Origin of the sequence: Aeromonas sp. 97A (genome assembly GCF_051919185.1) — a bacterium.
In the GTDB taxonomy this organism is placed as follows: domain Bacteria; phylum Pseudomonadota; class Gammaproteobacteria; order Enterobacterales; family Aeromonadaceae; genus Aeromonas; species Aeromonas veronii.
In genome coordinates this window covers 1,655,873-1,681,890 of record NZ_JBQBFF010000001.1, presented here as the reverse complement: position 1 = coordinate 1,681,890, position 26,018 = coordinate 1,655,873, and the positions used below count along the sequence as shown (strand labels likewise).

Here is a 26,018-nt window from a genome sequence, read left to right as displayed (position 1 = left end):
ATCCATAACAAAAGAGGGAGCCTTGCAGGCACCCTCTTTTGGCTTGGCAGTTAGCGTCGCGCGAGCTTACTCGTCGCTGCTCTCCTGATAGCTGTCGCGCATTGCTTTGGGCAAGCGGCGCATTGGCGCAAAGCCGATATCCTCGCCCACCACTTCCCGCTTGCGGGACTTGTTTTGAGGAGACTGGGCGGGATTTTTGCTGGCGTCACCTTTGGCTTTGCCCTTGCCCGCGGCTGGCTTGCCCTTGGCATTGCTGCTCTTGGCGTTGGCATGACCGCGAGCCCGAGGCGGGTTCTGCACCGGCTTGCTGCCCGGCAGAGTCTGGCGACTCGGCTTGCCGCTTGGCTCATACCCTTCCAGGATCTCCAGGGACAGGGATTGGCCGATCAGGGCTTCGATAGCCTTGAGCTGACCCAGCTCGTCCTGGCTGACCAGCGAGATGGCCTCGCCGCCACGACCGGCGCGGCCGGTACGGCCGATACGGTGGATGTAATCTTCCGCCATCTGGGGCAGTTCAAAGTTGATCACGTAGGGCAGTTGATCGATGTCCAGACCGCGGGCGGCGATATCGGTCGCCACCAGCACCCGCACCTCGCCACTGCGAAAATCGGCCAGCGCCCGGTTGCGGGCACCCTGGCTCTTGTCACCGTGGATCGCCACGGTATTGAGACCATCTTTTTGCATCTGCTGGGCGAGGCGGTCGGCGATCTGCTTGGTGCGGACAAACACCAGCACCCGCTGCCAGTTGCCACGGCCAATCATGTGGGAGAGCAGCTCGCGGCGGCGTTCCCGATCCACCTGAATGATGCGTTGGGTCACCTGTTCGGCGGCGGTGTTGCTGGGGTCCACCTCGATGAGTGTGGGGTCGTTCAGCAGATCATCCGCCAGCGCCTTGATGTCGTTTGAGAAGGTGGCAGAGAAGAGCAGGGTTTGCCGCTCTGCAGGCAGCGCCTTCATGATGCGGCGGATGTCGACGATAAAGCCCATGTCGAGCATGCGGTCCGCTTCATCCAGCACCAGCATTTCCAGCTGGCTCAGGGTCAGGGCGCCCTGGGTCAGCAGATCCAGCAGACGGCCCGGGGTGGCGACCAGAATGTCCACCCCCAGCTTGATGGCGTCCAGATTGGGCTTGATGCTGACACCGCCATAGGCGATCAGAGTCTTGAACGGCAGGTGGTGGGCATACTTGATGATGCTCTCGCCCACCTGGGCCGCCAGTTCACGGGTCGGGGTCAGTACCAGTGCGCGCACCTGACGACGGCCACGACCGTGGTTGGCCAGCAGACGCTGCAACATCGGCAGGGTGAAACCGGCCGTTTTGCCTGTGCCTGTCTGAGCGCCGCCGAGCACATCCTGACCGGCCAGAATGGCCGGAATCGCTTGCTGCTGGATGGGGGTTGGCTGTTCGTAACCCAGCTCCTTGACGGCCCGCAGAATATGCGGAGACAGACCCAGTTCGTTGAATGACATGTTCGAGAGAAACTCCTGAGATGAGCCTTTGGCTCAACGGGCAGCCAGCATGTTGGGGCCAGCCACGATATGGAAAAGATAGTGGGGCCGTAATATAGCAAAAGAGCGGCCGCTGCGCAGTAGCTGTCGCACCGACCGCCACACAATCGTTCAACGCAGTGGCGTAAAACGGTGCGGTAGCATCAGAGCATCTCGCGGATCTGCTCGGCCAGACTCTCCGGTTTGGCCTGGGGGGCGAAACGCTCCACCACGTTGCCATCGCGGTCGATCAGGAACTTGGTGAAGTTCCATTTGACGTTTTCCAGCCCAAGAAATCCCGGTTTCTGTTGCTTGAGCCACTGGTAGAAGGGGTGGGCATGCTCACCGTTGACATCGCACTTGGCCATGATGGGGAAGGTGACCGGATAGTCGAGGGAGCAGAAGCGGGCGATCTCGTCCGCATCCCCCGGCTCCTGATTGCCAAACTGGTTGCAGGGGAAGCCCAAAATCACCAGCCCCTTGGGGCCGAGCTCCCGATAGAGCGTTTCCAGCCCTTCATATTGGGGAGTAAAGCCGCAGCGACTGGCCACATTGACCACCAGCACCACCTTGCCTGCCAGTTGAGTCAGCGGATAGGGGGTACCATCCAGTCGTTGTAAAGTGAGAGCGGGCAGAGGCATGAAAAGATCCTTTCGTGGGTGATGCGCGGGTTGTGCCGTGAGTGGTTCGGTCGGTGACAGAGACAAGCGCCGGATGAACAGCAACATGGCGATGCGGATACGGTATCGGCTGGCTCTTGGTACCGCAAGGAGGCCGCGGCGCCTCCTCGTCCCGATTGCAAGTGCCATCACAGTTTCGACAGCCAATACGCTCTTTGGCAGGGCGGGATCACAACTGGCGACAAAAATTCGGGGAGGCGGGCAGCAACTCGCGTATTGATGTTGGGACTTCTCAAGAGAAGCAAACCGGTTTGTGACTTTGCCGGTAAGTCGCTACAAAGCGCCCTCTTTCCACTCATTGTGAGCCAATCTTGGACTATCAAGCTGCCATGGATGCCATTTACACCCGGGGATGGGTGATAGTGGATGATTTTTTGACCGCCGCCGAGGTGGATGCCCTCAAAGCCTGTTTGCCAAGCGAATGGCAACCGGCCGGGATCGGCCGTGACGCCCTGCACCAGGGCAATCCCGATATTCGCCGTGACCAGATCCACTGGCTGGAGCCCTCCCTCGGTGCGCCGGTGGCCGACTACCTGGCCCGGATGGAGTCCCTGCGTCTTGCCGCCAACCGGATGCTGATGCTGGGATTGTTCGACTACGAGGCCCACTTCGCCCGCTATCGCAGCGGGGATTTTTACGCCACCCACCGGGATGCCTTTGCCGGTCGCTCCAACCGCCGTCTTACCACCGTGTTTTACCTCAACAACGACTGGCTGCCCGAAGCGGGTGGAGTGCTGCGCATGTATGACGACAAGGAGCAGTTTCTGATGGATGTCAGCCCCAAGGGGGGGCGGCTGGTCATGTTTCTCTCCGAGGAGTTTCCCCATGAGGTGCTGCCTGCCAATCAGGAGCGCTACAGTATTGCCGGCTGGTTTCGGGTCAATGGCAACGGCATGGGAAGGGTCGATCCCCCGCGCTGAGGGGCAATGTGTCCCGATTTTGACACAGGGGAGACTTTTCACTGCAAGAAGTGGGGTCATGGGTCTCCCATCAGCTGACAAGGGTTGATCTCCCTTGCTACACTGGCGCGCACTTATGTTCGTATCTGGCTTCGTCCGGTTTTTATGGTGGTTGGCTTATCAAATGGTCATGACGAGGCCGCTTTTCCCAAGGGATCACATCTAATGAAGAACATGCATGTCTTGCTGCTGTGCGGCGGCGGTGGCTCAGAGCACGAAGTTTCTCTGCGCAGCGCCAATTTCCTCGAGCAACAACTGGGCCTTCTGCCCGGTGTCGAAGTGACCCGCGTCGAGATGTTCGCCGATCGCTGGCTAAGTGCCGATGGCCGCGAGTGCAAGCTGGGGCTCGACAAGCTGCTTTCGTTCGACAGCGTGGCCCGTCCGGTGGATTACGTGGTGCCCTGCATCCACGGCTACCCGGGTGAGACCGGCGATCTGCAATCCTTCCTCGAGCTGGCCGGATTGCCTTATCTCGGTTGCGATGCCGAGGCGAGCAAGATCTGCTTCAACAAGATCAGCACCAAGCTGTGGCTCTCCGCCATCGGCATTCCCAACACCCCGTACCTGTTCCTGACCGAGCAAAATGAGGCGGCGCTTGCCGAGGCCAAAGCCGCGCTGGCCAAGTGGGGCAAGGTCTTTATCAAGGCCGCTTCCCAGGGCTCTTCCGTTGGCTGCTACTCCGCCAGCAACGAAGCGGATCTGGTGAAAGGCATTGCCGATGCCTTCGGTTACTCCGAACAGGTACTGATCGAGAAAGCGGTCAAGCCGCGCGAGCTGGAAGTGGCGGTTTATCAGTATGGTGACGAGCTGGTGGCGACGTATCCGGGCGAGATCTGCGTGCCGCAGGACAAGTTCTACACCTATGAAGAGAAGTACAGCAGTGCCAGCCATACCGAGACTGCACTGCGTGCCGAGGGGCTGACCGAGGCGCAGGCTGAAGCTATTCACGAGTATGCCCTCAAGGCGTTCCGTCAGCTGAAACTGACCCATCTCTCCCGCATCGACTTCTTCCTGACCGAGGAGGGGGAGATCCTGCTGAATGAAATCAACACCTTCCCGGGCATGACCTCCATCTCCATGTTCCCGAAACTGCTGGAGCATCACGGTCACCGCTTCGCCGACTACCTTGAGCAGATCCTGCGCAAGGCCAGCTAAGCGCGCTCTCCCGCTCGCGGGATGAAGCAGAACCCAATAAAAATCCCCGCCAATTGGCGGGGATTTTTTTATGTCTTTATCAAGCGGGGCAGGCCAGCTTGAAGGGATAAACAGGCGGGGATGACTCTTCCCCGCCTGTTGCTACCTGTGGGTGTTACCGGCGGTTAGCCGCGAGCCACCCGAAAGCGCACGCTGCGGGAGTGGCACGGCGCCAGCTCGCCAAACTCGCCAGCGGCCAGTTCAAGGGGCAGGGGCTGTTCGTCCATCCGCACCGCTTGCCAGTCGCTCAGGGCGTGCTCGCAGCTCACTTTGCCACCCTTCAGCACAGCCTGCTCGCTCGGGTTGTAGACCCGGATCACCAGCGCCTCTTCATCTTCGGCTTTCTTCAGGGCGCTCAGCACCGGACCGGACGGGTCCATGGAGAGCAGGCTGAAGTGGAGCGGGGTGGTGAAGCTCGCCTTGTTGAGCTTCATTGCATCGAACGGGATCTTGTTGTAGCAGCGCACCGGGGTGAGGTAGCTGCGCGCCGCCTGCATCACGTTGGCGCTGATGTGATCACCGGCAAACGCCAGCAGGCTGAAACGGCAGCTGAGCTTGCCGTGCACCTGAGAGTCCGGGGTCGGCAGCTTGATGCCGGAGGGGCGACCCGGGCGTAGCAGCAGCTCCTCTTTACCGAGCACGCCGACCCCGCGCAGCAGGGTGAGCGCCAGGGTGTCGCACTGCTCGCCGATCACTTCAAACTCGCGCAGACCGTCGCTCAGCACCGCCAGCCCCTGCTTGCCATCTTGCAGGGCGACGAAGTTCATCAGCTGCCAGACCGGAATGGGGGCCTCTTTCCAACCTTCCGCTTCCCAGTTCGCCATGGCGCTGTCGCGGGTGGGGCGGGTGATGCAGCCAAACTGGTTGTCGGAGACCACTGTTTCGCTCGGGAAGGGGGTGGGGATCAGCACCCGCACCCGGTGATCATCGGCCTGATTGTCGAGCTCCAGCTCGATGTCGATGCGTGGGCTCTCGTTCGCCAGTGTAATGCGGCAGGTGACATCAAGGTGACCGCTGCACTGGCGGTTGGCGCGCTCGGCGAGGTTGGCTGGTACGACCATGCGAAGCTTGAGGGTCGCAATGCTCTGCCATGCCTGATGAGTGACCTCGCGGGTCACGGCAAACTCGGTGGAGTAGCGCAACCACTCGTCCCGCGACGGCGAGTAGTCATACTCGTCACCATCATCGGAACCCTCTTCCAGCGTGAGCACCTGATCAAAGGTGGTGCCGCTCTGTTTATCCAGGATTTGCAGGGTGCCGTTGTTATTGAGGGCGATGCGGTAAAAATCGTTCTCCAGCAGCTCGCCGCTGGCCGTCACCGGTTGCTCCAGTCCCGGCTGATTGCCCTCGATATGGAGGGTGCAGTAGCCCATGGCCGGCAGCGGATGGCAGAGCTGGATGTCGTACTCCATAAAGGGGTCGTAGTTGCCGTAGTGAACGATCTGTCTGTCCACCAGTCCCGGGTCAATCTCGCGTTTGGCGCGGATGAAGTAGGGGACCGGCTGGCCCGCCTCATCGCGCAGGGCAAAGGATTGGGCGCGAATGCGGATGCTGGTGTTGATCACCTCCTGACGGGGGAAGGGCATCAGGTTGAACAGGCAGAGTTTGTCGGCTACCTGCACACCGTCTTCGCACAGCGCCACCGGCATGTTGTCGACAATCTTTCGCATGTAGAAGCGGATCAGGTTCTCGGCCATGTCGTCGGCCAGAATGAAGCGGGTCATCACCTCCTGATGCACCTTGTCGCTGCAGCAGCAGCCGATGCTGTCGTGGGCGTGGTTCTTCATGATCTCCTTCCACATCTTCTCCAGAAGTCCGTGGTGGTACTCAAAGCCGAGCGCCCAGGCGATGCTCGCCAGCGGTTCGAGGATGTTGACGATCTTGTTCTCGATAGCGGCGTGGGCCAGCTTGATGTCCATCCGGGTGGAGGAGATGGTGCGGTGTACCCGCATGTATTTGCCGTCGTTGAACTCCCCCTTGAGAGTGGCCAGCTGGTCGCGGCATGCCTCGATGCGCTCGAAGACCTGCTCGAAGCGGCTCATGTGGAATTCACGCTGGGGGTAGATCTCGCGCAGCTTGTCGATGATGGCGAAGATGTTCTGCTGCAGCGGCATCTGGTCGTGGCCGTTGGGCAGCAGGATATCCTTGGTCACCGAGGCCTTCTCCAGCACCTCGAAGTAGGATTCGAGCCGCTTGCGCAGGCCCGCTTCATCTTCCGGCAGGTACTTGCCGATGGCGTAGCCGAGCGGCAGCACCTGGGCGGTCACTTCGCTGCCATCGTTGCTCTGCCAGAGGAACTCGGTCTTGTTGGTGCCGTGGCGCTCGGAGCAGCCACGCCAGAACATGGCACGCTCGATCCCGAAGCCGTTGAAGATGTGGGGCAGTTGGGAGGACATGCCGAACGAGTCGGGCAGGTAACCGATCTTCATCGGCTCACCAAGGCTAAGGCAGTCGCGCATCCCGTAGAGCAGGTTGCGCAGGATGGACTCGCCGCTCACCTGCATGGTGTCGGTCTGGGTGTACCAGGGGCCGATGATGAGCTTGCCCGCTTCTACCAGTGCCTTCACCCGGGCCTTGTTCTCGGGCTGGATGGCGAAGTAATCCTCCAGCACCGCGGTCTGGCCGTCCAGCACATAGAACTTGTAGTCGGGGTCGGATTCAAGACGCGCCAGGATCTCAGCCATGTTGTTGACCAGCAGGATGCGGGACTCCTCGGTGGTGAAGTACCACTCCCGATCCCAGTGCATGTGCGGCGTGATGTGAACTCGTGAAACTGTCATGACAATGATCCTTTGCTGACGCACGGCGGCTCTTGCCTGCCGTGCGGAAAAATAGTCTGTTGAAAAAGCGGTGGTGAAGATGAGCCTTACTCTGCGGCAACCACCTGATAAGTGCCGCGCTGCATGGCGTGACGGCGCCAGCCGATCAGCACCACAGTGGAGATAAGGGTGCCCACCAGCGCCGCACCGAGCCAGACGGCGGCAGCCATCAGGGCGCCGTGGCCGCCATCGTGGAGCAGGAACAGGGAGAAGATGCCGGCCCCCGGGGTGGAGAGACCAATTCCCATGGCACCCACCATGGCGCCGGTGACCACCGATCCTGCGAGGAAGGAGCCGATCACCCGGATCGGATCTTCGATGGCCATCGGAATGGCGCCCTCGGTGATCCCTGCCAGCCCCAGCAGCCAGGTGGACTTGCCGGTCTCGATCTCGAAGGTCTGGAACAGGCGCGGTGCCAGCAGGGTGGAGAAGGTGACGGTAAAGGCCGAGACCATCTTGACCGCGCCGAAGATGGCGTAAGGGCCATAGACCCCGTTGGCCATGGCGCCGAGGCAGAAGGCGTAGGCCGCCTTGTTGACCGGGCCACCCAGGTCAAACGAGCACATAAAGCCGAGCAGGGCGCCCAGCACCAGCGCATTGGTGCCGGAGAGGCCGTTGAGCCACTCGGTGAGGCTGTTGTTGAGCCAGGCCACCGGCTGACCGATGACAAACAGCATCAGGCTGCCCGCCACCAGGGTGCCGATCACCGGATAGAGGTAAAAGGTGAGAAAGCCGTTGAAGTTGGGGCTAAGGCGCACATGCTGTTTGACCCAGCGCATCAGGTAACCGGCGATAAGGCCACCGACCACGCCGCCGAGGAAGCCGGAGCCAATCATGTTGGCGGCCAGTCCCGCCGCAAAGCCCGGGCCCAGCGCCGGTTTGTCTGCCAGCGAATAGGCGGTGTAGGCCGCCAGCACCGGCACCATCAGGGTGCCCAGCATGCCGCCGCCCAGCTTGCGGTACATCCAGAGCCAGGAGTTCTCGGTATCAAACAGATGCTGCAGGCCGAAGATCTGGGCCAGCAGCACAGAGACGGCGAGCACGGTACCGCCCGCTACGATCAGCGGCACGGCAAAGGAGATGCCGCTCAGCAGCGCCTGCTTGAGCTCGGTCTTGAGGCCCACCTTCTTGCTGGTCTGCGCGTCGCTCTGGCTGGTGTTGGGCGTCGGGGCGGTGCGACCGGCCTTGGCCGCGTCCAGCGCATCATTGAGGATCCGCTCGGCATGGCGGATGGGCTCGGCCACCGGCGTCTCGATCCGGGGGATGCCAGCAAAACGCTCCTGCTCCTTGATGGCCACCTCGGCGGCGAAGATGCAGGCCACCGCAGCATCGAGTGCCTCTTGCGGCAGGCGCTCCTCGATGCCGTTGGCACCCTGCTTCTCGACCAGTACCCGAAGGCCCAGCTTGCGCCCCGCCTTTTCCAGATATTCGGCAGCCATATAGGTGTGGGCGATCCCCGCCGGGCAGGCGGTGACACAGACCACTGTGGGTTGATTTGTATCTAAGTTGTCTTCTTTTGCTGGTTGCTTGCCGCTATCCCCTTCACCATCGAGCAGTGCCATCAGCTGCTCGGCACTTTTGGCTGCCAGCACCGCCTCGCGGGTATCGTCATCCACCAGGGCTGTGGTGAGGGTGGTGAGCAACTGCATATGGGTCGAGCCCGCCTGATCGGTCGGGATCGCCAGCATGAAGATCAGATTGACCGGCTCGGGGCCGTCGATCCCCTCCCAACCCAGCTCCTCGCTCAGGGTCGCGACGGCAAAGGCTGCTTCGCGCACCGCATCGCACTTGCCGTGAGGTACAGCAAGCCCTTCGCCAAGGGCGGTGGGGCCCTGCGCCTCGCGGGCCATGACCGCAGCCAGAAAGGCGGCCTTGTCGTGCAGCTTGCCGGCCTGATCGAGCCGATCAGCCAGAGCATGAATGGCCGCATCCCGATCGGCAAACCGGGTTTGCAACGTGATGAGATGGGGGCCGGTAAGACTGGTCAGATTCATGATGATCCTCTGTCAGGTTGGCTTGCCAGCAAGCCGTCATGGTGAAAGTGACAGCGATGCTAACAAACCGGCCGACTGATTTTTGTGAGTGGTATCATACAATTCATTATTTGTATTGTTTTTGTATTGTTCGTTCAAGGTGATTTGTTAGGTCAAATGGGGCCGAGCCGTTTTGTCTGCCGGGCAACTGGGGTAGAATGGCGCCTCTTCCATTTATCATGGTGCAGAGCCGACGAGGTGGCCTTTCGTGTCGAAAAAACCCATGTATCGCCAGATAGCCGACACCATCCAGCAGTGGATTGCGCAAGGGGAGCTGGCCCCCGGCGATGCCCTGCCCACCGAAGCCGAGCTGCGCGAGCAGTTCGGGGTGAGCCGGGTGACGGTGCGCCAGGCCCTCAAGCAGCTGACCGAACTCAACGTCATCGAGAGCATTCAGGGCAGCGGCAGCTACGTGCGGCAGGAGAAGGTGAACTACGACATCTATCAGCTCACCAGCCTCTACGAGAAGGTGACCGATCCGGCGGCCGAGACCCACAGCGACATTCTCGCCTTCGAGGTGATCAAGGCGAGCCGCGAGCTGGCCGAGCGGCTCAATCTGCTGGAAGGGGCGCTGGTCTATTACGTCAAGCGGGTGCGCTTTATTCGCCAGATTGCGGTGACGCTGGAGGAGACCTGGATGCCGCTCGCCCTCTTCCCCGACCTCAGCTATGCGGTGATGCAGGGCTCCAAGTACCACTACATCGAAGAGGTGAAGCAGCTGGTGATTGACCGCAGCGAGCAGGAGATCATTCCGGTGCTCCCCTCGGCGCAGGTGGTGGAGGCGCTTGGTATCGATCCTGCCAAGCCCATTATCGAGAAGGTTTCCCGTGGCTTCTTGCAAGATGGCACAGTGTTCGAGTTCAGTCGCAACTTCTTCAAGAGCGATGATTACAAGTTCACGCTGGTCGCCCGCCGCGCCAAGGGCTGAGCGGGCGCCAGCACCCGAGATGAAAAAGGCCACCACTGTGTTTGCGGTGGTGGCCTTTGTTTTTGGCAGATTGCCGGGCTGAATAGCAGATTGGCTGGTGGTTTGATGTAGCCGTTCTACTGCGCAGAGTCTTTGATAACTTCCTCGACCCGCACCTGCAGGCTCCCTTGCGCCAGGGTGGTGATGAGCTGGTCGCCACTGTTGACCTGATCGGCGCGGCTGATGACTTCGCCGCGCACAGTGCGGGTGATGGAGTAACCGCGCCCCAGGGTGGCGAGCGGGCTCACCCCGTCGAGGCGGGCGGTGAGCATGGCGAGGCGGTGGCTCGCAAGGTCTTGCCGCTTGGCAATCAGGGCATGAAGCCGCTCCTCGGCCAGCTGGTGGCGGCGCTTGCCAGCTGCCAGCAAGCGCTCCGGGCTCTTGCCCTGCAGGCGCAGCTCGAGGTTGGTGAGGCGCCGCTCACCCTGATGCAGCCGCTGGCGCAATAGCTGTTGCAAGCGGGTGGAAAGCTCATCGAGGCGCTGGGATTGCTGCTCCAGCCGCCGCTTCGGATCCTGATGGTCGAGCCGCTTTTGCAGCAGGATGAAATCGTGGCGGGCGGCGGTCTGCTGGTGGCTCATCGCCTGCAGCAGTCGCTGCTTGAGGTGGGCGAGGCGCTGGATGCGGGCCTGATTGTCCGGCGCCACCAGCTCGGCGGCGGCCGATGGGGTAGGGGCGCGCAAGTCGGCGGCAAAGTCGCTGATGGTGATATCCACCTCGTGGCCCACCGCGCTCACCACCGGTATGGCTGAGTGGGCAATGGCACGCGCCACCGCCTCTTCGTTGAAGCACCAGAGATCTTCAAGGGACCCGCCGCCACGGCCTACGATCAGCACATCCACCTCGGCGCGCTGGTTCGCTTTGGCGATCGCCGCGACGATCTGGCTGATGGCGGCGCTCCCCTGTACCTGAGTCGGGTAGATAAAGACCGGCAGGTCCGGCGCCCGCCGTTTGAGCACGGTGAGCATATCGTGCAGGGCGGCACCGGTGGCTGAGGTAATAAGGCCCACCGCCCGCGGTTCGCGGGGCAGCGGCCGCTTGCGGCTCTCGTCAAACAGCCCCTCGGCGCCGAGACGGCGCTTGAGCTCTTCAAAACGCAGCGCCAGCACGCCATCGCCCGCCGGCTGCATCGACTCGATGATCAGCTGGTAGTCGCCGCGCGGCTCATAGAGGGAGACCCGCGCCTGCACCAGTACCTGCATGCCATCCTGCGGGCGAAACGCCACCCGCCGGTTGTTGCCCTTGAACATGGCGCAGCGTACCTGCGCTGACATGTCCTTGAGGGAGAAGTACCAGTGGCCGGAGCTTGGCATCGCCAGATTGGAGAGCTCGCCGGTCAGCCACACCAGCCCCAGATCCTGCTCCAGGATCATGCGCACGGCGCTGTTGAGGCGGGTGACGGTAAAGACCTGCTGCTCGCGGCCGCTCGCCGCACTGGATGGGGTAAATCGGTTCAATGGCGTACCTGTGGTCTGCTCCGGCGTGGCCGGGATAAAACGATGGCCGCTATCTTAACCCGAAACAGGGGGAGGGCGTTAAGCAGGAGGCGCCAGCAGCAGAAAAGCAAGATTGGAAACGCTGCCGTTTATTCGGGCAGGCAGTATGGCTCCCGATAAAAGCCCTCGTGCTTGCCTGCATCTGGCCAAGTCGCGGCTTGCCTAGATGCCGTTGATCTCTCAGGTGTTGCTGATGTTCACGGCGCCACCATCTTGACCAACGTTTACTCGCCCCCTGTTTGGAGTAGCTTATGAATCCCTCAACCCACTTAAGTTTGACGACCCGTTTGCTGCACTGGTCGGTTGCCTTGCTGATGATTGGCCTGACCCTTGTCGGTTATCTGATGGTGAAATTTGAAATATGGGATCTCTATGCCCTGCATAAATCTCTGGGGGTGATTGCACTGATCTTGATCCTACCCCGCGCCATTCTCCGCCTTGTTAAAGGGTGGCCTGAGCCTGTTCGTCAATATCCTGTTTACGAGGCATTGGCAGCCAGGGCGATCCACTGGGGTTTGCTGATTTCAACGCTGCTTATTCCGGTGTCCGGTCTCTGTTATTCCGCAGCGGCTGGCCGAGGTGTCGCGATATTTGGCTGGTCTATTATTCCGATGAATCCAAATATCCATGATCCTGCCAATGTGATTCCATTCAGTGAATCTGTTCGGGATATTGCTCACACAATCCATATTTATTTGCCATATGTCATGCTGGCATTTTTGCTGGTGCACATTGTCGGGGCGTTGAAACATCATCTGCTGGATAAAGATAATACCTTGCTGCGGATGGTGGGGCGAAAATAATAATGAGAGGCACCCCTTGTTGTGCCAGAAAATATATACTGGCAGCGGGCTAAATTTATTATTCAGACCGAGCAAAGGACATTGAGAAGAGAATGATACCGGTGCGAGTGGTCGCCGCGAGGGCAAGAGACAATACAGGGACACAAAACAAGGGGAGGGTGGTCAGAGGCCGCTTGCCCCCTGAGCCCCTGTCGATCATCCCGTTGCATGGGGGTTGGGCTGTGTCGGCACCTACCGGTTTTGCATAAATCACCGGTTAGCCAACTCTTTTGCCCCGAAATGGCGCTTTTCGTACTGATAATCTTGGTTTTTTGGCGTTTTGGCCGCCTAAAAGAGGGCTATGCCATAAAAAATTCAAAAAACTTCTTTACCAGTGACCAATGCGTGAGTAAACTTCGTCGGCAATATTTTACACCCCCACTTCCTCAACGGTGAGATATTGCCATGCTCAGGATTGCCAAAGAAGCGTTAACCTTCGACGATGTACTGTTGGTTCCCGCCCACTCCGAAGTTCTTCCCAATACTGCCGATCTGCGTACCAAGCTGACCTCCGCCATCAGCCTGAACATCCCGATGATCTCCGCTGCCATGGACACAGTGACCGAAGCCCGTCTGGCTATCGCACTGGCCCAGGAAGGCGGTATCGGCTTTATCCACAAGAACATGTCCATCGAGCAGCAGGCTGCCGAAGTGCGCAAGGTCAAGAAGTACGAGAGCGGCGTGGTCACTGACCCCGTCACCGTGCGCCCTGACATGACCATCGCCCAAATCAAGGAGCTGAGCCACAAGAATGGCTTTGCCGGTTACCCCGTGGTGACTGACGGCAATCAGCTGGTCGGTATCATCACCGGCCGTGACGTGCGCTTCGTGATTGACCTCTCCCAGACCGTTGAACAGATCATGACCCAGAAAGATCGTCTGGTCACCGTGCGTGAAGGGGCCCCTCGTGAAGAGGTGGTTGCCCTGATGCAAAAGCACCGTATCGAAAAAGTGCTGGTGGTGAACGCCGACTTCAAACTCAAGGGCATGATCACCGTTAAAGATTTCCAGAAAGCCGAGCGCAAGCCGCACGCCTGTAAAGATGACAAGGGTCGTCTGCGGGTCGGTGCTGCGGTTGGTGCCGGTGCCGGCAACGAAGAGCGCGTCGCTGCGCTGGTGGAAGCCGGTGTTGACGTGCTGCTGATCGACTCCTCCCACGGCCACTCCCAGGGCGTGCTGGATCGCATCAAGGCCACTCGCGACGCCTATCCGGATCTGCAGATTATCGGTGGCAACGTGGCGACCGCCGCGGGCGCCAAGGCGCTGGCTGCTGCCGGTGTCAATGCGGTCAAGGTCGGTATCGGCCCGGGCTCCATCTGTACTACCCGTATCGTTACCGGCGTGGGTGTGCCCCAGATCACAGCCATCTCCGACGCCGTTGACGCGCTGGAAGGCACCGGTATTCCGGTGATTGCCGATGGCGGTATCCGCTTCTCCGGCGACATCGCCAAGGCCATCGCCGCGGGCGCCAGCTGCGTCATGGTAGGTTCCATGTTCGCCGGTACTGAAGAAGCGCCGGGCGAGATCGAGCTCTATCAGGGTCGCTCCTTCAAATCCTACCGTGGTATGGGTTCTCTGGGCGCCATGTCCAAAGGCTCCAGCGACCGCTACTTCCAGACCGACAACGCCGCCGACAAGCTGGTGCCGGAAGGCATCGAAGGGCGCGTGCCGTACAAGGGGCGCCTCAAAGAGATCATCCACCAGCAGATGGGCGGCCTGCGCTCCTCCATGGGCCTGACCGGCAGCGCCACCATCGACGACATGCGCACCAAAGCTGAATTCGTGCGCATCTCCGGCGCCGGGATGAAAGAGTCCCACGTCCACGATGTGACCATTACCAAAGAAGCCCCCAACTATCGGATGGGCTGATAAGACGGGGCCCTGCGCCCCGTTTTTCCACCCTTTTTTTATCCCGTGCCCTTTGTGACAACATCAGCCTGATGCAGGAATAAAATGACTAAAGACATTCACCAGCACCGTATCCTTATCCTCGACTTCGGTTCCCAGTACACCCAGCTGATCGCCCGCCGCGTGCGCGAAATCGGCGTTTACTGCGAACTGTGGGCCTGGGACGTAACCGAAGAGCAGATCCGCGAATTCAATCCGAGCGGCATCATTCTCTCCGGCGGCCCCGAGTCCGTCACCGAAGCGGGCAGCCCGCGCGCCCCCGAGTATGTGTTCAACGCCGGTGTCCCTGTGTTCGGTATCTGCTACGGCATGCAGACCATGGCCGAGCAGCTGGGTGGCAAGGTGCAATCCTCTACCGAGCGTGAATTCGGTTACGCCAAGGTGGAAGTGCTGGGCGAAGCTGGCAAGAGTAGTGCGCTGCTGCGCAACATCGAAGATGCCATCGCCGACAACGGCAATGCCCTGCTGGATGTCTGGATGAGCCACGGTGACAAGGTCACCACCATTCCGGCCGACTTCACCACCATCGCCCAGACCCCGACCTGCCCCCACGCGGCCATGGCCAATGAAGCCAAACGCTTCTACGGTGTGCAGTTCCACCCGGAAGTGACCCACACCCGTCAAGGTGCCCGCATGCTGGAGCACTTCGTCAAAGACATCTGTGGCTGCGAATGCCTCTGGACCCCGGCCACCATCATCGACGACGCCGTTGCCCGCATCCGCGAGCAGGTGGGTGACGATGAAGTGATCCTCGGCCTCTCCGGCGGTGTCGACTCCTCCGTGGTCGCCATGCTGGTGCACCGCGCCATCGGCGATCGCCTGACCTGCGTCTTCGTGGACAACGGCCTGCTGCGTCTGAACGAAGGCGAGCAGGTGATGGAGATGTTTGGCGATCACTTTGGTCTGAACATCATCAAGGTTGAAGCGGAAGAGCGCTTCCTCTCTGCCCTGGCCGGTGTTGACGAGCCGGAAGCCAAGCGCAAGATCATCGGCCGCGTCTTCGTTGAAGTGTTTGATGATGAAGCGAAAAAGCTGAAAAACGCCAAGTGGCTGGCGCAAGGCACCATCTATCCGGACGTTATCGAATCCGCTGCCAGCAAGACCGGCAAGGCCCACGTCATCAAGTCTCACCACAACGTCGGCGGCCTGCCGGAAGAGATGAAGATGGGTCTGGTCGAGCCGCTGCGCGAGCTGTTCAAAGACGAAGTGCGCCGCGTTGGTCTGGAGCTGGGTCTGCCCTACGACATGCTCTACCGTCACCCGTTCCCGGGCCCGGGTCTGGGTGTGCGCGTCCTTGGCGAAGTGAAGAAAGAGTACTGCGATATTCTGCGCCGCGCTGATGCGGTCTTTATCGAAGAGCTGCGCAAAGCCGACCTCTACAACCAGGTCAGCCAGGCGTTCGCCGTGTTCCTGCCGGTGCGCTCCGTTGGCGTGATGGGCGATGGTCGCAAATATGACTGGGTCATTGCGCTTCGCGCCGTCGAAACCATCGACTTTATGACCGCCCACTGGGCTCACCTGCCGTACGACTTCCTCGGTCACGTATCGAACCGCATCATCAACGAGATCAACGGTATCTCCCGCGTGGTGTACGACGTCTCCGGCAAGCCGCCTGCAACCATCGAATGGGAATAAGCGGCGCGCGCCCTTCTGCCCATCGAGCATAAAAATGCAAAAAGACGCCCTTGAGGCGTCTTTTCTTTTCTTAATCGTTTGCGCCACACATCTTCTTTTTTCGAGCAGCTTTTTTGCCACCTTGCCCCTGTCATATGTGACAGGGGCATTTTTGCCATCTCGCACTAGGCTCTCTCATGCCAATTGAGCCCGCAGTCAACAGCGGCTCGTGGCTGGGGGGAGGGCTGATCCAGTTGCAGACAGCTGCGTAAATTTGCCTATCGTTATCGCGCCAACCGGCAGTGATGACACCCCGGTGGAGACCGGAAACCACTTGAATCAACGGGGCGCAGCCCGAACGGCCAAACGAGTCGGGATCATAGAGCACGGAGAGTTTGATATGTCAGAACAAGCAGTGTTGGTGGGTGGATGGACCGCATATCACAAGCTGACCGCCGAGGATCAGGCGGTATTTGATCAGGCGCTGAAAGGATTTGTCGGGGTGCAGTATGTACCCTTTGAAGTCGCCACCCAGGTGGTGGCTGGCACCAACTACCGCTTCAAGTGCAAGAGCACTGTGCCGCTTGCCAAACCGATCCATGGCGAAGCCGTGGTACAGATCTTCAAATCACTGGACGGAGATGCCCATATCACCTCCATTACCCCGATCTGATTTGGTGGTGGGGCACGGCGGGGAGGGGAAAGCTCTCAACCGGTTTGCTCCAGACTCCAGCAATAAGAAAGACGCCTTAGGGCGTCTTTTCTTTATCTACGGTCCGGCACCTCTGGTATGTGATCAGTATTGCTGTTTATTATTCAATTTGTTAATATTATTGTGCTTCATTTCGCTCATTAATCACTTCGTTTGGCAACTATCTTTTCGGGTTGACTGGTATGTGATACCCGAGAAGAATTGCAGATGAAAAGGAGCTCATGAAATATGCATAAGATGCAAGAAAAAGATTGGTGAGTTTATTTTTTTTTGAATGAGTTTTTGTGATTATATATTTTAAGTAGGGCTATTAAAAAAGCTCTGAAAATATAACTGGAGCTGGCTTTCATCTAATTAATTCTAGAAGAACTAAGTATGGATATATTATTGGTTGCAGAGATTCGTAATTGGTTGATGTTTGGACTAGGTGTAATTGGTGGGGTTATGGCCTTACTGACCTATTCTCGGGGCAGAATCAGCGCAGATTAGAGAATAGTTTTCGTATGATTCAGCTTTTCCGAGATACTATAACTGCACAGGATTTTGAGCAGTGGGTTAAGTTATTCAATGCTTCGTCTGAGTCTTCTGGTGCAAAGGTTGGCCATTTTGTTTCCGAGGATGGGCTTCAAACCCCATTTTCAGTTTTGTATGCAGAAGGTTCGCCCGATGATGGTGCTATAGATAGAATCGCTCAGGTTTTAGATTTGGTTTCCGAACATGCATTAATATACACATTCGATCTAAGAATTTTCTATCATGAATATGGGCAGCTGATGGATACAATTCATAGATGGCTTTCTAAGGCGGTTATTTCAGATGAGAAATACTTGCTTGAAGAACTCTACCCAAATTTAAATTTGATATACGTGAAGAAAAAGATTGATCCAGATTGGAGTTGCCGTAGATATGTTTATTGCGGCTAGCAATGAGCTTTTTAATCAGTATCTTCGATATTCGAAGCTCTTACTCGGTGATTTTTCCTATATGAGCATGGAGCTGTATAGCTTCACACTTGATTATTAAGGCATGATTGAGTAATTATGAGTAAAAATAATCCTTTGGAAGTTGCATCATGGATAGCTGGTATATCTGGAGTACTACTTACTGGATATTTTCAGTTTTTCCCTAATACGTCAGATAAAGATAATTTAGTTTCTATTGATGAGCCAAAAATTAGTGAAAATCGAGTTCGAGAAGCTAAATTACCCAACATTGAATCGGCCCCACAAGGTGATTTTAAAAGCTCTCGTGGTAGTGGCTTGGATAGTATGGATAGATCTACTTGCAAAGATGTAAAAATACTTGAAAATAAGTTCTCTCTTGCAAGAACTCTATCTACCTATGACAAACGTGATTCAGTTTATACGCAATTAATTGATGATTATCTATGTAACAAAAACCATGATTCAGCATTGAAAATTGCAGAGCAATTGTCGACTTATGAAAAACGTGATGATAATTACATGAAAATACTAAAGTCATTAGTGCTATCTGGTGATGTTGAAGAAGCGATTAAAATCTCATCTAAAATGAGTGCCTATGACAAAAGAGATGAGGCAAAAAAATATATTATTAGCGGCTTGTGATTTAGCTCGGTGATAAATTTACACATTAGGTGACAGCCCACCCCGTAGGGTGCAATGGAATTGCACCGCTATTTTGCTTTCTGTTGTTTTACACAAAAGCCACTCGGCAAACTGTGCAATGCGCTGCGCTTATTGCACCCTACGTCTCTTCGTCAATTCGCTGGGGGGGCTGAGCCTTGCCAAAGCACCAAAAGGGGCGCTCTGCGCCCCGATTCTTCTTATGTCCCCGTTTTATATCGCCACACGCTGTCTGGCGCTGCCTGATTGTTTGCTGACTCACTACCAAGATTCCTGTTTTCCTCATCAGGCGGGCAGAAAAAGCCACCTTCACTCATACCTCGCCGCTTCCCAGGCGTGGATCGCCTGTTTACGGGTCTCGCCCCAGTGATAGCCGCCGAGTTTGCCGTTTTGCTGGATGACCCGGTGGCAGGGGATCATCAAGGCGACGGGGTTGGCGCCCACCGCCAGTCCCACGGCGCGCGCGGCTTTGGGATTGCCGACGGCGCTCGCTACCTGGGCGTAGCTCACCACCTTGGCGGGCGGGATCTGCAGCAGCGCCCGCCAGACGCTGATCTGAAAATTGGTGCCGCTCACGTGCAAGGAGATGGGGCGATCCGGCGCCTTGCTGCCATCGAACATGGTGTTGATGACGTTCTGGGTGCGTGATGGCGCCTCCCTAAGCTCTGCCTCGGGCCAGTTATGGGCGAGGGCGGCCAGCGGCACCTCTGGGGCCTTTTCATCGAGAAACGAGAAGTTGCACACCCCCCGCTGGGTCAGGGCGACGAATGCCTGACCAAAGGGGGTGTCGTGCACCCCGTGATCGATAACCAGCCCGGCCCCGCGCTGTTTGTACTCGCCCGGCGTTACCGCTTCGAGCTGCACGAAGTGATCGTAGAGCCGCGAGCCGCTGCTAAGGCCTAGGGTATCGGCCACCTCAAGCAGCGGACGCGACTCCTGCAGCAGCGCCTTGGCCCGCTCCAGGGTCAGCACCTGCAGATAGCGTTTGGGCGTCACTCCGGCCCAGCGGCTGAACAGCCGCTGGAAGTGGAAGGGACTTAAGTGAACGTGCGCCGCTACCTCGTCCAGAGTGGGCTGGCGCTCCACCTGACTTGCGATAAAACGGATGGCATCGGCGATGCGGGCGTAATCAGACATAAGGCGCTCTCACGATAAGGTTGCGGTCGCAGGGTGTGGGGGGCGACAACGTCATGTGCGACAAATTGATACCCCACCATCGGCCAGCAGGGCAATGCCGGTGGTAAAGCTGGATGCATCGGACGCGAGGTAGAGGGCCGAACGGGCGATCTCCTCCGGTTGGGCCAGCCGTTTGAGGGCATGCATATTCTGCACAAAGGCGAGGCTCTCTGGCGTATTGGCAAAAGCCCGCCCCATGGGTGTGTCGGTACCCCCCGGCAGCAGGGCGTTGACCCGCACCCCTTGTGCCCCATACTCGGCAGCCAGCACCCGGGTCAGACCGATGAGGCCCGCCTTGCTCGCCGCATAGGCCGCCATGCCGGGCAGCCCCAGGGTATGGCCGACAAAGGTAGAGGTAAAAATAAGCGAGCCGCCGCCGCGCGCCTGCATGGCGGGGATCTGGTACTTGGCTCCCACAAAGGCGCTGGTGAGGTTGGTATCCAGCGTTTCCTGCCACTGCGTCAGCTCAAGCTCCTCTATGCTGCCCGGCGTGCCTGTGGTACCTGCGTTGTTGAAGGCGATATCGAGCCCGCCGAAACGGGTTAGCGCGAGATCAACAAGGTCGCGGGCGTAACTCTCGCTTTTCACATCTCCCGCCAGACTCACCGCCTGGCCCCCCTCGTGGCGGATCTCCTCCACCAGTAGATCCAGTTCGGGCTGGCGGCGGGCGCCGACGACGACGCTGGCCCCTTCGCGGGCAAACAGGATGGCGCTGGCGCGACCGATGCCGGAGCTGGCGCCGGTGATGATGGCGACCTTGTTGGACAGTAATGACATGGCAGTTCCCTCGCTGAGTGTGTTGTGCGCCTGCTAAGTGGTACACAGGGTTGGCTGTGGGTTGGATCCAACCGACTTGGGTTTGGCCCCCACTATGGCAACCACTCCTCGCTGGAACGACCCGAATCTTGCTCTCTTTGTTCCCAAGTCGTTTTGCTACATGTCGATACAGGCCTTCGTGGCAACAAAAGGGGAGAACTGAGCCCCGAATTCTTTATAATGCCCCCCTTTAAAATCGCCGGACCCGGGTTCGGCGCGCTGATGGCTGGCTACACCATCAGACAGATCATCAGGATTGAGAAACGGTTATGCATACTCTGGAACAGCTGCGCGCAGGTGAACTGTGCGGTGCCCGCCATTTGAAGCTCTCTGAAAATCTGACGGAGTTTCCCAGCGAGATTTTGAGCCTGAAAGAGACGCTGGAGGTGCTGGATCTCACCGGCAACCAGCTAAGCGCGCTCTCGGACGAGCTGGCCGGGTTTGGCAAACTGCGCATCATCTTCTGCTCCGAGAACCGCTTTACCGCGCTGCCCGAGGTACTGGGGCGCTGTCCGGCGCTCACCATGGTGGGTTTTAAGGCCAACCAGATTGCTACCGTCTCGGCCAAGGCGCTGCCCGCCGGTTTGCGCTGGCTGATCCTGACCGATAACGCAATTGAGCAGTTACCTGATGAGCTGGGCCAGTGCGACGCCCTGCAAAAGTTGATGCTGGCGGGCAACCGCCTGCGCGAGTTGCCCGCCAGCCTTGCCAATTGCCGCAATCTTGAGTTGTTGCGTATCGCCGCCAACCGCATCGAATGCTTCCCCGAGTGGCTGCTCTCGCTGCCTCGCCTTTCATGGCTTGCCTACTCCGGCAACCCCTTTAGCGAAGGGGCGGAGGCGCGGGTCATCGATGATGCCCATGTCGCTCCCCTTGCCTGGGAGAGGCTGGCGCTGGGCGAGCTGCTGGGGCAGGGAGCATCCGGCGTTATCCATCGCGCCACCCTTGTGGGCAATCCTGCTGATGAAGTGACTCAGGCCAGCGGCAGAACCGATGCCAGTCAGGTGGCGGTCAAGCTGTTCAAGGGGGCGGTGACCAGCGATGGGCTGCCTCGCTGTGAAATGGCGGCGTCGCTGGCGGCGGGCACTCATCCCAACCTTATCAAGGTGATAGGCAAGGTGGCGGATCACCCCTCCGGTATTCCGGCGCTGGTGATGGAGCTGATCGACCCGGCCTTTGCCAATCTGGCCGGGCCGCCTAGCCTGGACTCCTGCACCCGGGATGTCTATCCCGAGGGGCTGCATCTGAGTGTGCCGGATGCGCTGGCGATGGCCCACGGCATCGCCTCGGTGGCGGGCCATCTGCACCGCGCGGGCATCATGCACGGGGATCTCTACGGCCACAATATTCTGTTTGCCCGTGGGTCTGACGCACCGGCTCGCGCCCTGCTGGGGGATTTTGGTGCGGCTTCTTTATATGACCGCAGCGACCGCAGCGACCGCGAGCGGGCGCTGGGCCTTGAGCGACTGGAAGTGCGTGCCTTTGGTTGCCTGCTGGAGGAGCTGCTGGCCCATTGCGATACGCAAGACTCACCGCTTGATGGGTTGCATCAGCTCAAAGCGGCCTGCCTCTCGGAACTCCCCGCCGAACGCCCCGATTTTGCTTATATCGAGTGCCAGCTGGCGGCCGCTCGCGCCACGCTGTCGTGATCTTTCTGGCGTTGGCGGGCACGTTTTGTCCTGCCAACGTCATTCCCTTCTTTCATTAATGGCTATCAATGCATGACGTATTTGCATGGGTTGGTATGTCTTGTCCGTCATAAACACAGCCAATAGCGCCCATTGCGACAGCTAGGCGCACGGCAAGGGGGCGTCCCGTCATTCGCCCGATAACACGCAGAGGCTGCGCGGCAAAAAGGGGAGGGCAGAGGGTTGCGCGGTGCCGGTTAAGTTGTGATATTGAGGCATCTTTACTACAGAAGGGTAATAACGATGGAAGCTGCGTTTTGGCATCAGCGTTGGGAAGAGAACCGGATTGGCTTTCATCAGGCGGACTTCAACTACTGGCTGCAATCCTGGTGGTCGGCCCAGCAAGCGGACGAGCCGGTGCTGGTTCCCCTGTGCGGCAAATCCCGCGACATGCTCTGGCTGAGCGCTCAGGGTCATCCGGTCGACGGTTTCGAGCTATCGAGCCTTGCCGTCAGCCAGTTCTTCAGTGAAAACCAGCTCGCCGCGACCGTGAGCGAAGTGGGCCCTTATCAGTGCCATCAGGTGGACAGCCTGCGCATTTTTCAGGGGGATTTTTTCGCCGCCCCCAGTCTGGGTCGCCGTTACCGGCTGGTCTATGATCGCGCGGCGCTGATCGCCCTGCCGACCGCGATGCGCCGCCAGTATGCAGCCCTGATCAGTTCGCTGGTCGAGACCGGTGGCCAGATCCTGCTGGTGACCCTTGAATATCAGCCTGAGCAGCAGAGTCAGCCCCCCTTCTCGGTGGGTGAGATGGAGGTGCGAGCCCTGTTCGAGCGCGATTTTCGTATTGAGGTGCTGGGGCGCGCCGCCGAGGTGGATCACCCGCGGGTGCTGTCGGGTCAGCTCTCCTACTTCGATGAGGTGGCCTACCGACTGGTTCGCCGGGGTTAACGGGCAGCTAGCGGGCGGCCAAAGGGTGATCTGCGCCGACAAATCATCGGGTTGCAAGCTCTTCGCTACCTCCTTTGACGTAGATCAACGTGACTGACGGGGGGAGTGCCTAATATGAGGCTGTTTCTCAATCACTGTTGGCATTGCAAAGCGAGTATCGGGTCTTTCCCGCTTGCTGATCAGCAACTCAGTGTCTGATTTTCACGCTCATGTTCACTTTTGGCGGCTTTGGTCGCAATTGTTATGGTTTTTCCAGCCGACCCTGATGGGTCGGCTTTTTATTGCCTGCGATTTGCCGTGGGCAGGAAAAACGGGGGATGTCGAGGCCTGATCAGGCCTCGAAGGTGGCGGCATTGAGCCGAAATGCCCGTGGATCATCGATAAACTGGCCGGTGATCCGCTCGTCATGTTCGTGCCCCTGACCATAGCTGCAGAGGATCAGCCGATCGGAGGTGCGCGATCGCAGTTGGGTGATAAAGCGCACCAGATCGGCGCGGCTCAACTTGCCCACCTCGTCGCAGACTCTTTCGCGCTGATCAAACCCCAGATCTTTGTTGCCGATGCTGACCCACAGCCGCTGGCCGCGACTGCGCAGGTTGGCATCCCGCTCACTGAGCTGCGCTTGCAGCCCCGCCTTGCTCTCTTGCCATTGCTGCTCGGTAAATTCGAGCATGGCCAGTGGGAAGAGGTCGATAAACTCCTCCACCGCATCGAGCAGGATCTGCGGCCCCGCCACCGGCGACTGGATATAGAAGATCAGGCCCGGATGGCGATTGAGGGGCAGGTTACCGGCGCCCACCACATACCCCAGTTGCTGGCGGGTGCGCAGCTCGTGGAAGAAGGTGGAGGACATGATGTGGTTTGCCAGAGTGAAGCAGGCGAGATCCCGCGCCCGGGTGGTGCGGGACTGGTAGTAGACCAGCAGTGCCGAGTCCTCGTGATCGCAACCCTGCTCGCGAATAAGGGTGCCCCTGTCCTGAATGGAGATGAGCGGGCGGCGGGTCTCGCCGCTCGGCTTGCTGCTGGTGCCATTGATATCGCTCAGGTGACGCTCCATCAGAGCGGCCAGCTCCAGCGCTTCGGCGGCAGTCCAGTCGCCGTGTACCAGCGCCTCGACATGCACCTCGCCAAACAGTTGGGCCACGAAGCCGGGCATCTCCTCCAGCTCGACGGTGCGCAGGTGGCGCAGCAACTGCTCGAACGGCGGGTTGTTCGGCTGCAACAGGCTGGTGAGCTGGTTAAAGAGCTGGGAGATGGGGCGCGCCTTGGACTGGTTGTCCCAGTTGCGGATGAGCTGCTCCTTGATCTCGGCGAAGCGACCCGGATCCGGATAGCCCAGGGTGCGGTTGCCGAGGATCATGTCGAGCAACAGCGGCTGCTTGTCGGCAAAGCCGCTCAGGTTGATGGTAAAGCCCCCCTGATGGGCATAGATCTGGTAGCCCAGCCCCGCCAGCTCCGCCGGATAGGTGAGGGCGTTGAGGTGGTCTGCCAACAGCTCCACGGCGAGGCGCGCCATGGCGATATTGCGCGGATTTTTGACCGCATGTTCGCTGTCGATGGAGATATAGAGATTGCCCTTGGGCACGCTGAACAGGTGCTCATGAAGGTGCCAGAGGCGAAAACCGGGGCGATCGATAAGACAGGCGGGCATGTTGGCGGCAAGCTCGGGCGTGCGCGGATCGAGCCTACTGCTGATAAAGGGGTTGGGCTTGGGTAGCGCCAGTGCCGGATCCGGCTCGCTCTGCTGCCAGCGAATTTTCTCGGCCTCGGTAATGGTCGCCACGCTGTAGGGGGTCTGATACCAGCGGGCCAGCCGATCGGTCGCCACTTCCGGCGCAGTGATGGTGATACGCAGGTTGTGCGGGGTGAGCTTGGCGAGGAAGCGGCGGATCAGCCCCTCGTCATATTCGCGCATCATGTAGTCGCCGTAGAGCAGATCCTCAGGTTTGTAGCTAAAGAGGTTGAGCACCAGCCCCGACACCGTATCGAGGGGGCGGCCGCGCTCCTGAAAACGGAACGCCGATTCGAGCACGGTCCGTTTTTCGTCGTAGCGCCAGCTCTGCAGCCCTTCGCGGCCAATCAGTTTCAGATAGCCAAACAGGGCGGCGAGGATGTCATCCACATGTTCAAGGCCCAGAGGGGTGAGGCCGAAGTTGACGCCAAAATCCTTGAAGTTGGCGCCGCTTATGCCACCGCCCGCCGAGAGCTGGTTGACCCAGCCTTTCGCCTTGAGCAGGGAGAGCAGGCTGCCATCCCCCTCATAACCGATCAGATGGCTCAGGAAGGTGAGGGGCTTTTTGTCGTAAAACTCGTCCACATTGGGCAAGGGGAAGCTGAGCGACAGCTTGCGGGTCTCCTTGACCGGATTGATGTGGATGCGCACGCCGAGATCGTCGAGCCGGTAGAGCGGCATGGTGAGGGTCGGGGTTCCCAAATTGCGATTCAAAATGGGAGCAAAGTAGCGACAGCACCACTGCAACTGGGTATCGATGGATTCCGGCGAGATCATCACCAGCGCCATGCGATCCGCGCTGTAGTGGCTTTCGTAAAAACGGATAAGGTCGGAGCGCAGATCCCGCCCCGGCAGATCGGCCAGGGTATCGAGGTTGCCCACCGAGAACTTGGAGAAGGGGTGTGCCGGGTTGACCGTCTCTTTATGCACCTGATAGCTGCGGCGCATGTCATCCTGCAGCTTGAGGCGATACTCGGAGTCGACCGCGTTGCGCTCCTTGTCCACCCACTCCGGATCAAAGGTGGGGCAGATAAAGAACTGGGAGAAGCGATCCAGCCCTGCTTCGAAGAAGCCGTTGTCGATCTCGAAGAAGAAGTTGGTGAATTCGGTGCCGGTCCAGGCGTTGTTGCTGCCGCCATGACGGCTCATAAATTGCTGGTACTCACCAGGCTTGGGGTAGGTGCAGGTGCCGAGAAACAGCATGTGCTCCAGAAAATGGGCCATTCCCTGCCGGTCGGCGGGATCGTCAAAATGGCCGGTATTGACCGCCAGCGAGGCGGCGGATTTGTCTGTGTCGGGATCACAAATCAACAAGACCCTGAGCCGGTTGGCCAGCTCCAGAAAATGGTATTGCCGATGGTCATTGGGACTGGCATATGGGCTCATTGGCGTGTGACTC

19 protein-coding genes are annotated in these 26,018 nt (G+C 59.0%); 11 read left to right on the top strand and 8 right to left on the bottom strand.

Translation table 11 applies throughout. The features are described from left to right. Window positions 1-66: 66 nt before the first annotated feature. Both ACTG27_RS07470 and ACTG27_RS07465 read right to left on the bottom strand, forming a co-directional pair. A complete protein-coding gene (locus tag ACTG27_RS07470; RefSeq protein WP_257699782.1) occupies window positions 67-1,470 on the bottom strand; it encodes a DEAD/DEAH box helicase in 1,404 nt (467 codons plus the stop codon). A gap of 182 nt (window positions 1,471-1,652) precedes the next feature. Then, window positions 1,653-2,129, bottom strand: a complete 477-nt coding sequence (locus ACTG27_RS07465) for a glutathione peroxidase (RefSeq protein WP_167573120.1) — start codon at window positions 2,127-2,129, stop codon at window positions 1,653-1,655. A gap of 350 nt (window positions 2,130-2,479) precedes the next feature. Between ACTG27_RS07465 and ACTG27_RS07460 the strand changes: the two genes are divergently transcribed. Both ACTG27_RS07460 and ACTG27_RS07455 read left to right on the top strand, forming a co-directional pair. Continuing rightward, on the top strand, window positions 2,480-3,088 hold the full coding sequence (locus tag ACTG27_RS07460; protein ID WP_005344994.1) for a 2OG-Fe(II) oxygenase: 609 nt from the start codon (window positions 2,480-2,482) through the stop codon (window positions 3,086-3,088). 204 nt (window positions 3,089-3,292) lie between these two features. Next, a complete protein-coding gene (locus tag ACTG27_RS07455) occupies window positions 3,293-4,282 on the top strand; it encodes a D-alanine--D-alanine ligase (protein WP_042055738.1) in 990 nt (329 codons plus the stop codon). 164 nt (window positions 4,283-4,446) lie between these two features. Here the strand turns inward: ACTG27_RS07455 and mngB are convergent, their stop codons facing one another. Both mngB and mngA read right to left on the bottom strand, forming a co-directional pair. Continuing rightward, window positions 4,447-7,101, bottom strand: a complete 2,655-nt coding sequence (gene mngB / locus ACTG27_RS07450) for a mannosylglycerate hydrolase (RefSeq protein ID WP_439979424.1) — start codon at window positions 7,099-7,101, stop codon at window positions 4,447-4,449. 86 nt (window positions 7,102-7,187) lie between these two features. Continuing rightward, on the bottom strand, window positions 7,188-9,134 hold the full coding sequence (gene mngA, locus ACTG27_RS07445; protein WP_439979423.1) for a PTS 2-O-a-mannosyl-D-glycerate transporter subunit IIABC: 1,947 nt from the start codon (window positions 9,132-9,134) through the stop codon (window positions 7,188-7,190). A 247-nt stretch (window positions 9,135-9,381) separates the two neighbouring features. Between mngA and ACTG27_RS07440 the strand changes: the two genes are divergently transcribed. Then, window positions 9,382-10,101, top strand: coding sequence for a GntR family transcriptional regulator (locus tag ACTG27_RS07440; RefSeq protein ID WP_069553902.1), 720 nt, complete (start codon window positions 9,382-9,384; stop codon window positions 10,099-10,101). Window positions 10,102-10,217: 116 nt separating this feature from the next. Here the strand turns inward: ACTG27_RS07440 and xseA are convergent, their stop codons facing one another. Continuing rightward, a complete protein-coding gene (gene xseA / locus ACTG27_RS07435) occupies window positions 10,218-11,597 on the bottom strand; it encodes an exodeoxyribonuclease VII large subunit (RefSeq protein WP_439979422.1) in 1,380 nt (459 codons plus the stop codon). Between the two features lie 290 nt (window positions 11,598-11,887). Here xseA and ACTG27_RS07430 point away from each other — a divergent pair, with 290 nt between their 5' ends. The 6 genes from ACTG27_RS07430 (at window position 11,888) to ACTG27_RS07405 (ending at window position 18,298) form a co-directional block, all read left to right on the top strand. After that, window positions 11,888-12,439, top strand: a complete 552-nt coding sequence (locus ACTG27_RS07430) for a cytochrome b (protein WP_439979421.1) — start codon at window positions 11,888-11,890, stop codon at window positions 12,437-12,439. Window positions 12,440-12,883: 444 nt separating this feature from the next. Then, entirely contained in the window at window positions 12,884-14,347 is a 1,464-nt protein-coding gene (guaB, locus tag ACTG27_RS07425) for an IMP dehydrogenase (protein WP_005360033.1), read from the top strand. 84 nt (window positions 14,348-14,431) lie between these two features. Further along, window positions 14,432-16,021 (top strand): glutamine-hydrolyzing GMP synthase, encoded by a 1,590-nt coding sequence (gene guaA, locus ACTG27_RS07420; protein ID WP_040066364.1) that lies wholly within the window; start codon window positions 14,432-14,434, stop codon window positions 16,019-16,021. A 379-nt stretch (window positions 16,022-16,400) separates the two neighbouring features. Further along, on the top strand, window positions 16,401-16,673 hold the full coding sequence (locus ACTG27_RS07415; RefSeq protein ID WP_042657913.1) for a hypothetical protein: 273 nt from the start codon (window positions 16,401-16,403) through the stop codon (window positions 16,671-16,673). Window positions 16,674-17,215: 542 nt separating this feature from the next. After that, complete coding sequence (locus ACTG27_RS07410) at window positions 17,216-17,635, top strand: hypothetical protein (protein ID WP_439979420.1); 420 nt, start codon at window positions 17,216-17,218, stop codon at window positions 17,633-17,635. A 117-nt stretch (window positions 17,636-17,752) separates the two neighbouring features. Then, window positions 17,753-18,298, top strand: a complete 546-nt coding sequence (locus tag ACTG27_RS07405) for a hypothetical protein (protein ID WP_439979419.1) — start codon at window positions 17,753-17,755, stop codon at window positions 18,296-18,298. A 327-nt stretch (window positions 18,299-18,625) separates the two neighbouring features. Here ACTG27_RS07405 and ACTG27_RS07400 read toward each other — a convergent pair whose 3' ends face one another. Together ACTG27_RS07400 and ACTG27_RS07395 are read right to left on the bottom strand one after the other, a co-directional pair. After that, window positions 18,626-19,453, bottom strand: a complete 828-nt coding sequence (locus ACTG27_RS07400) for a bifunctional transcriptional activator/DNA repair enzyme AdaA (protein ID WP_439979418.1) — start codon at window positions 19,451-19,453, stop codon at window positions 18,626-18,628. A 51-nt stretch (window positions 19,454-19,504) separates the two neighbouring features. Next, a complete protein-coding gene (locus tag ACTG27_RS07395; RefSeq protein ID WP_421333395.1) occupies window positions 19,505-20,269 on the bottom strand; it encodes an SDR family oxidoreductase in 765 nt (254 codons plus the stop codon). Between the two features lie 308 nt (window positions 20,270-20,577). On the opposite strand from ACTG27_RS07395, the gene ACTG27_RS07390 reads away from it, so the two are divergent. Further along, complete coding sequence (locus ACTG27_RS07390; RefSeq protein ID WP_439979417.1) at window positions 20,578-21,957, top strand: leucine-rich repeat-containing protein kinase family protein; 1,380 nt, start codon at window positions 20,578-20,580, stop codon at window positions 21,955-21,957. A 282-nt stretch (window positions 21,958-22,239) separates the two neighbouring features. Then, window positions 22,240-22,887, top strand: coding sequence for a thiopurine S-methyltransferase (locus tag ACTG27_RS07385; protein WP_139401688.1), 648 nt, complete (start codon window positions 22,240-22,242; stop codon window positions 22,885-22,887). Between the two features lie 331 nt (window positions 22,888-23,218). On the opposite strand, the gene ACTG27_RS07380 is transcribed toward ACTG27_RS07385, so the two are convergent. Continuing rightward, entirely contained in the window at window positions 23,219-26,005 is a 2,787-nt protein-coding gene (locus tag ACTG27_RS07380; RefSeq protein WP_236352863.1) for an insulinase family protein, read from the bottom strand. Between the last annotated feature and the right edge of the window lie 13 nt (window positions 26,006-26,018).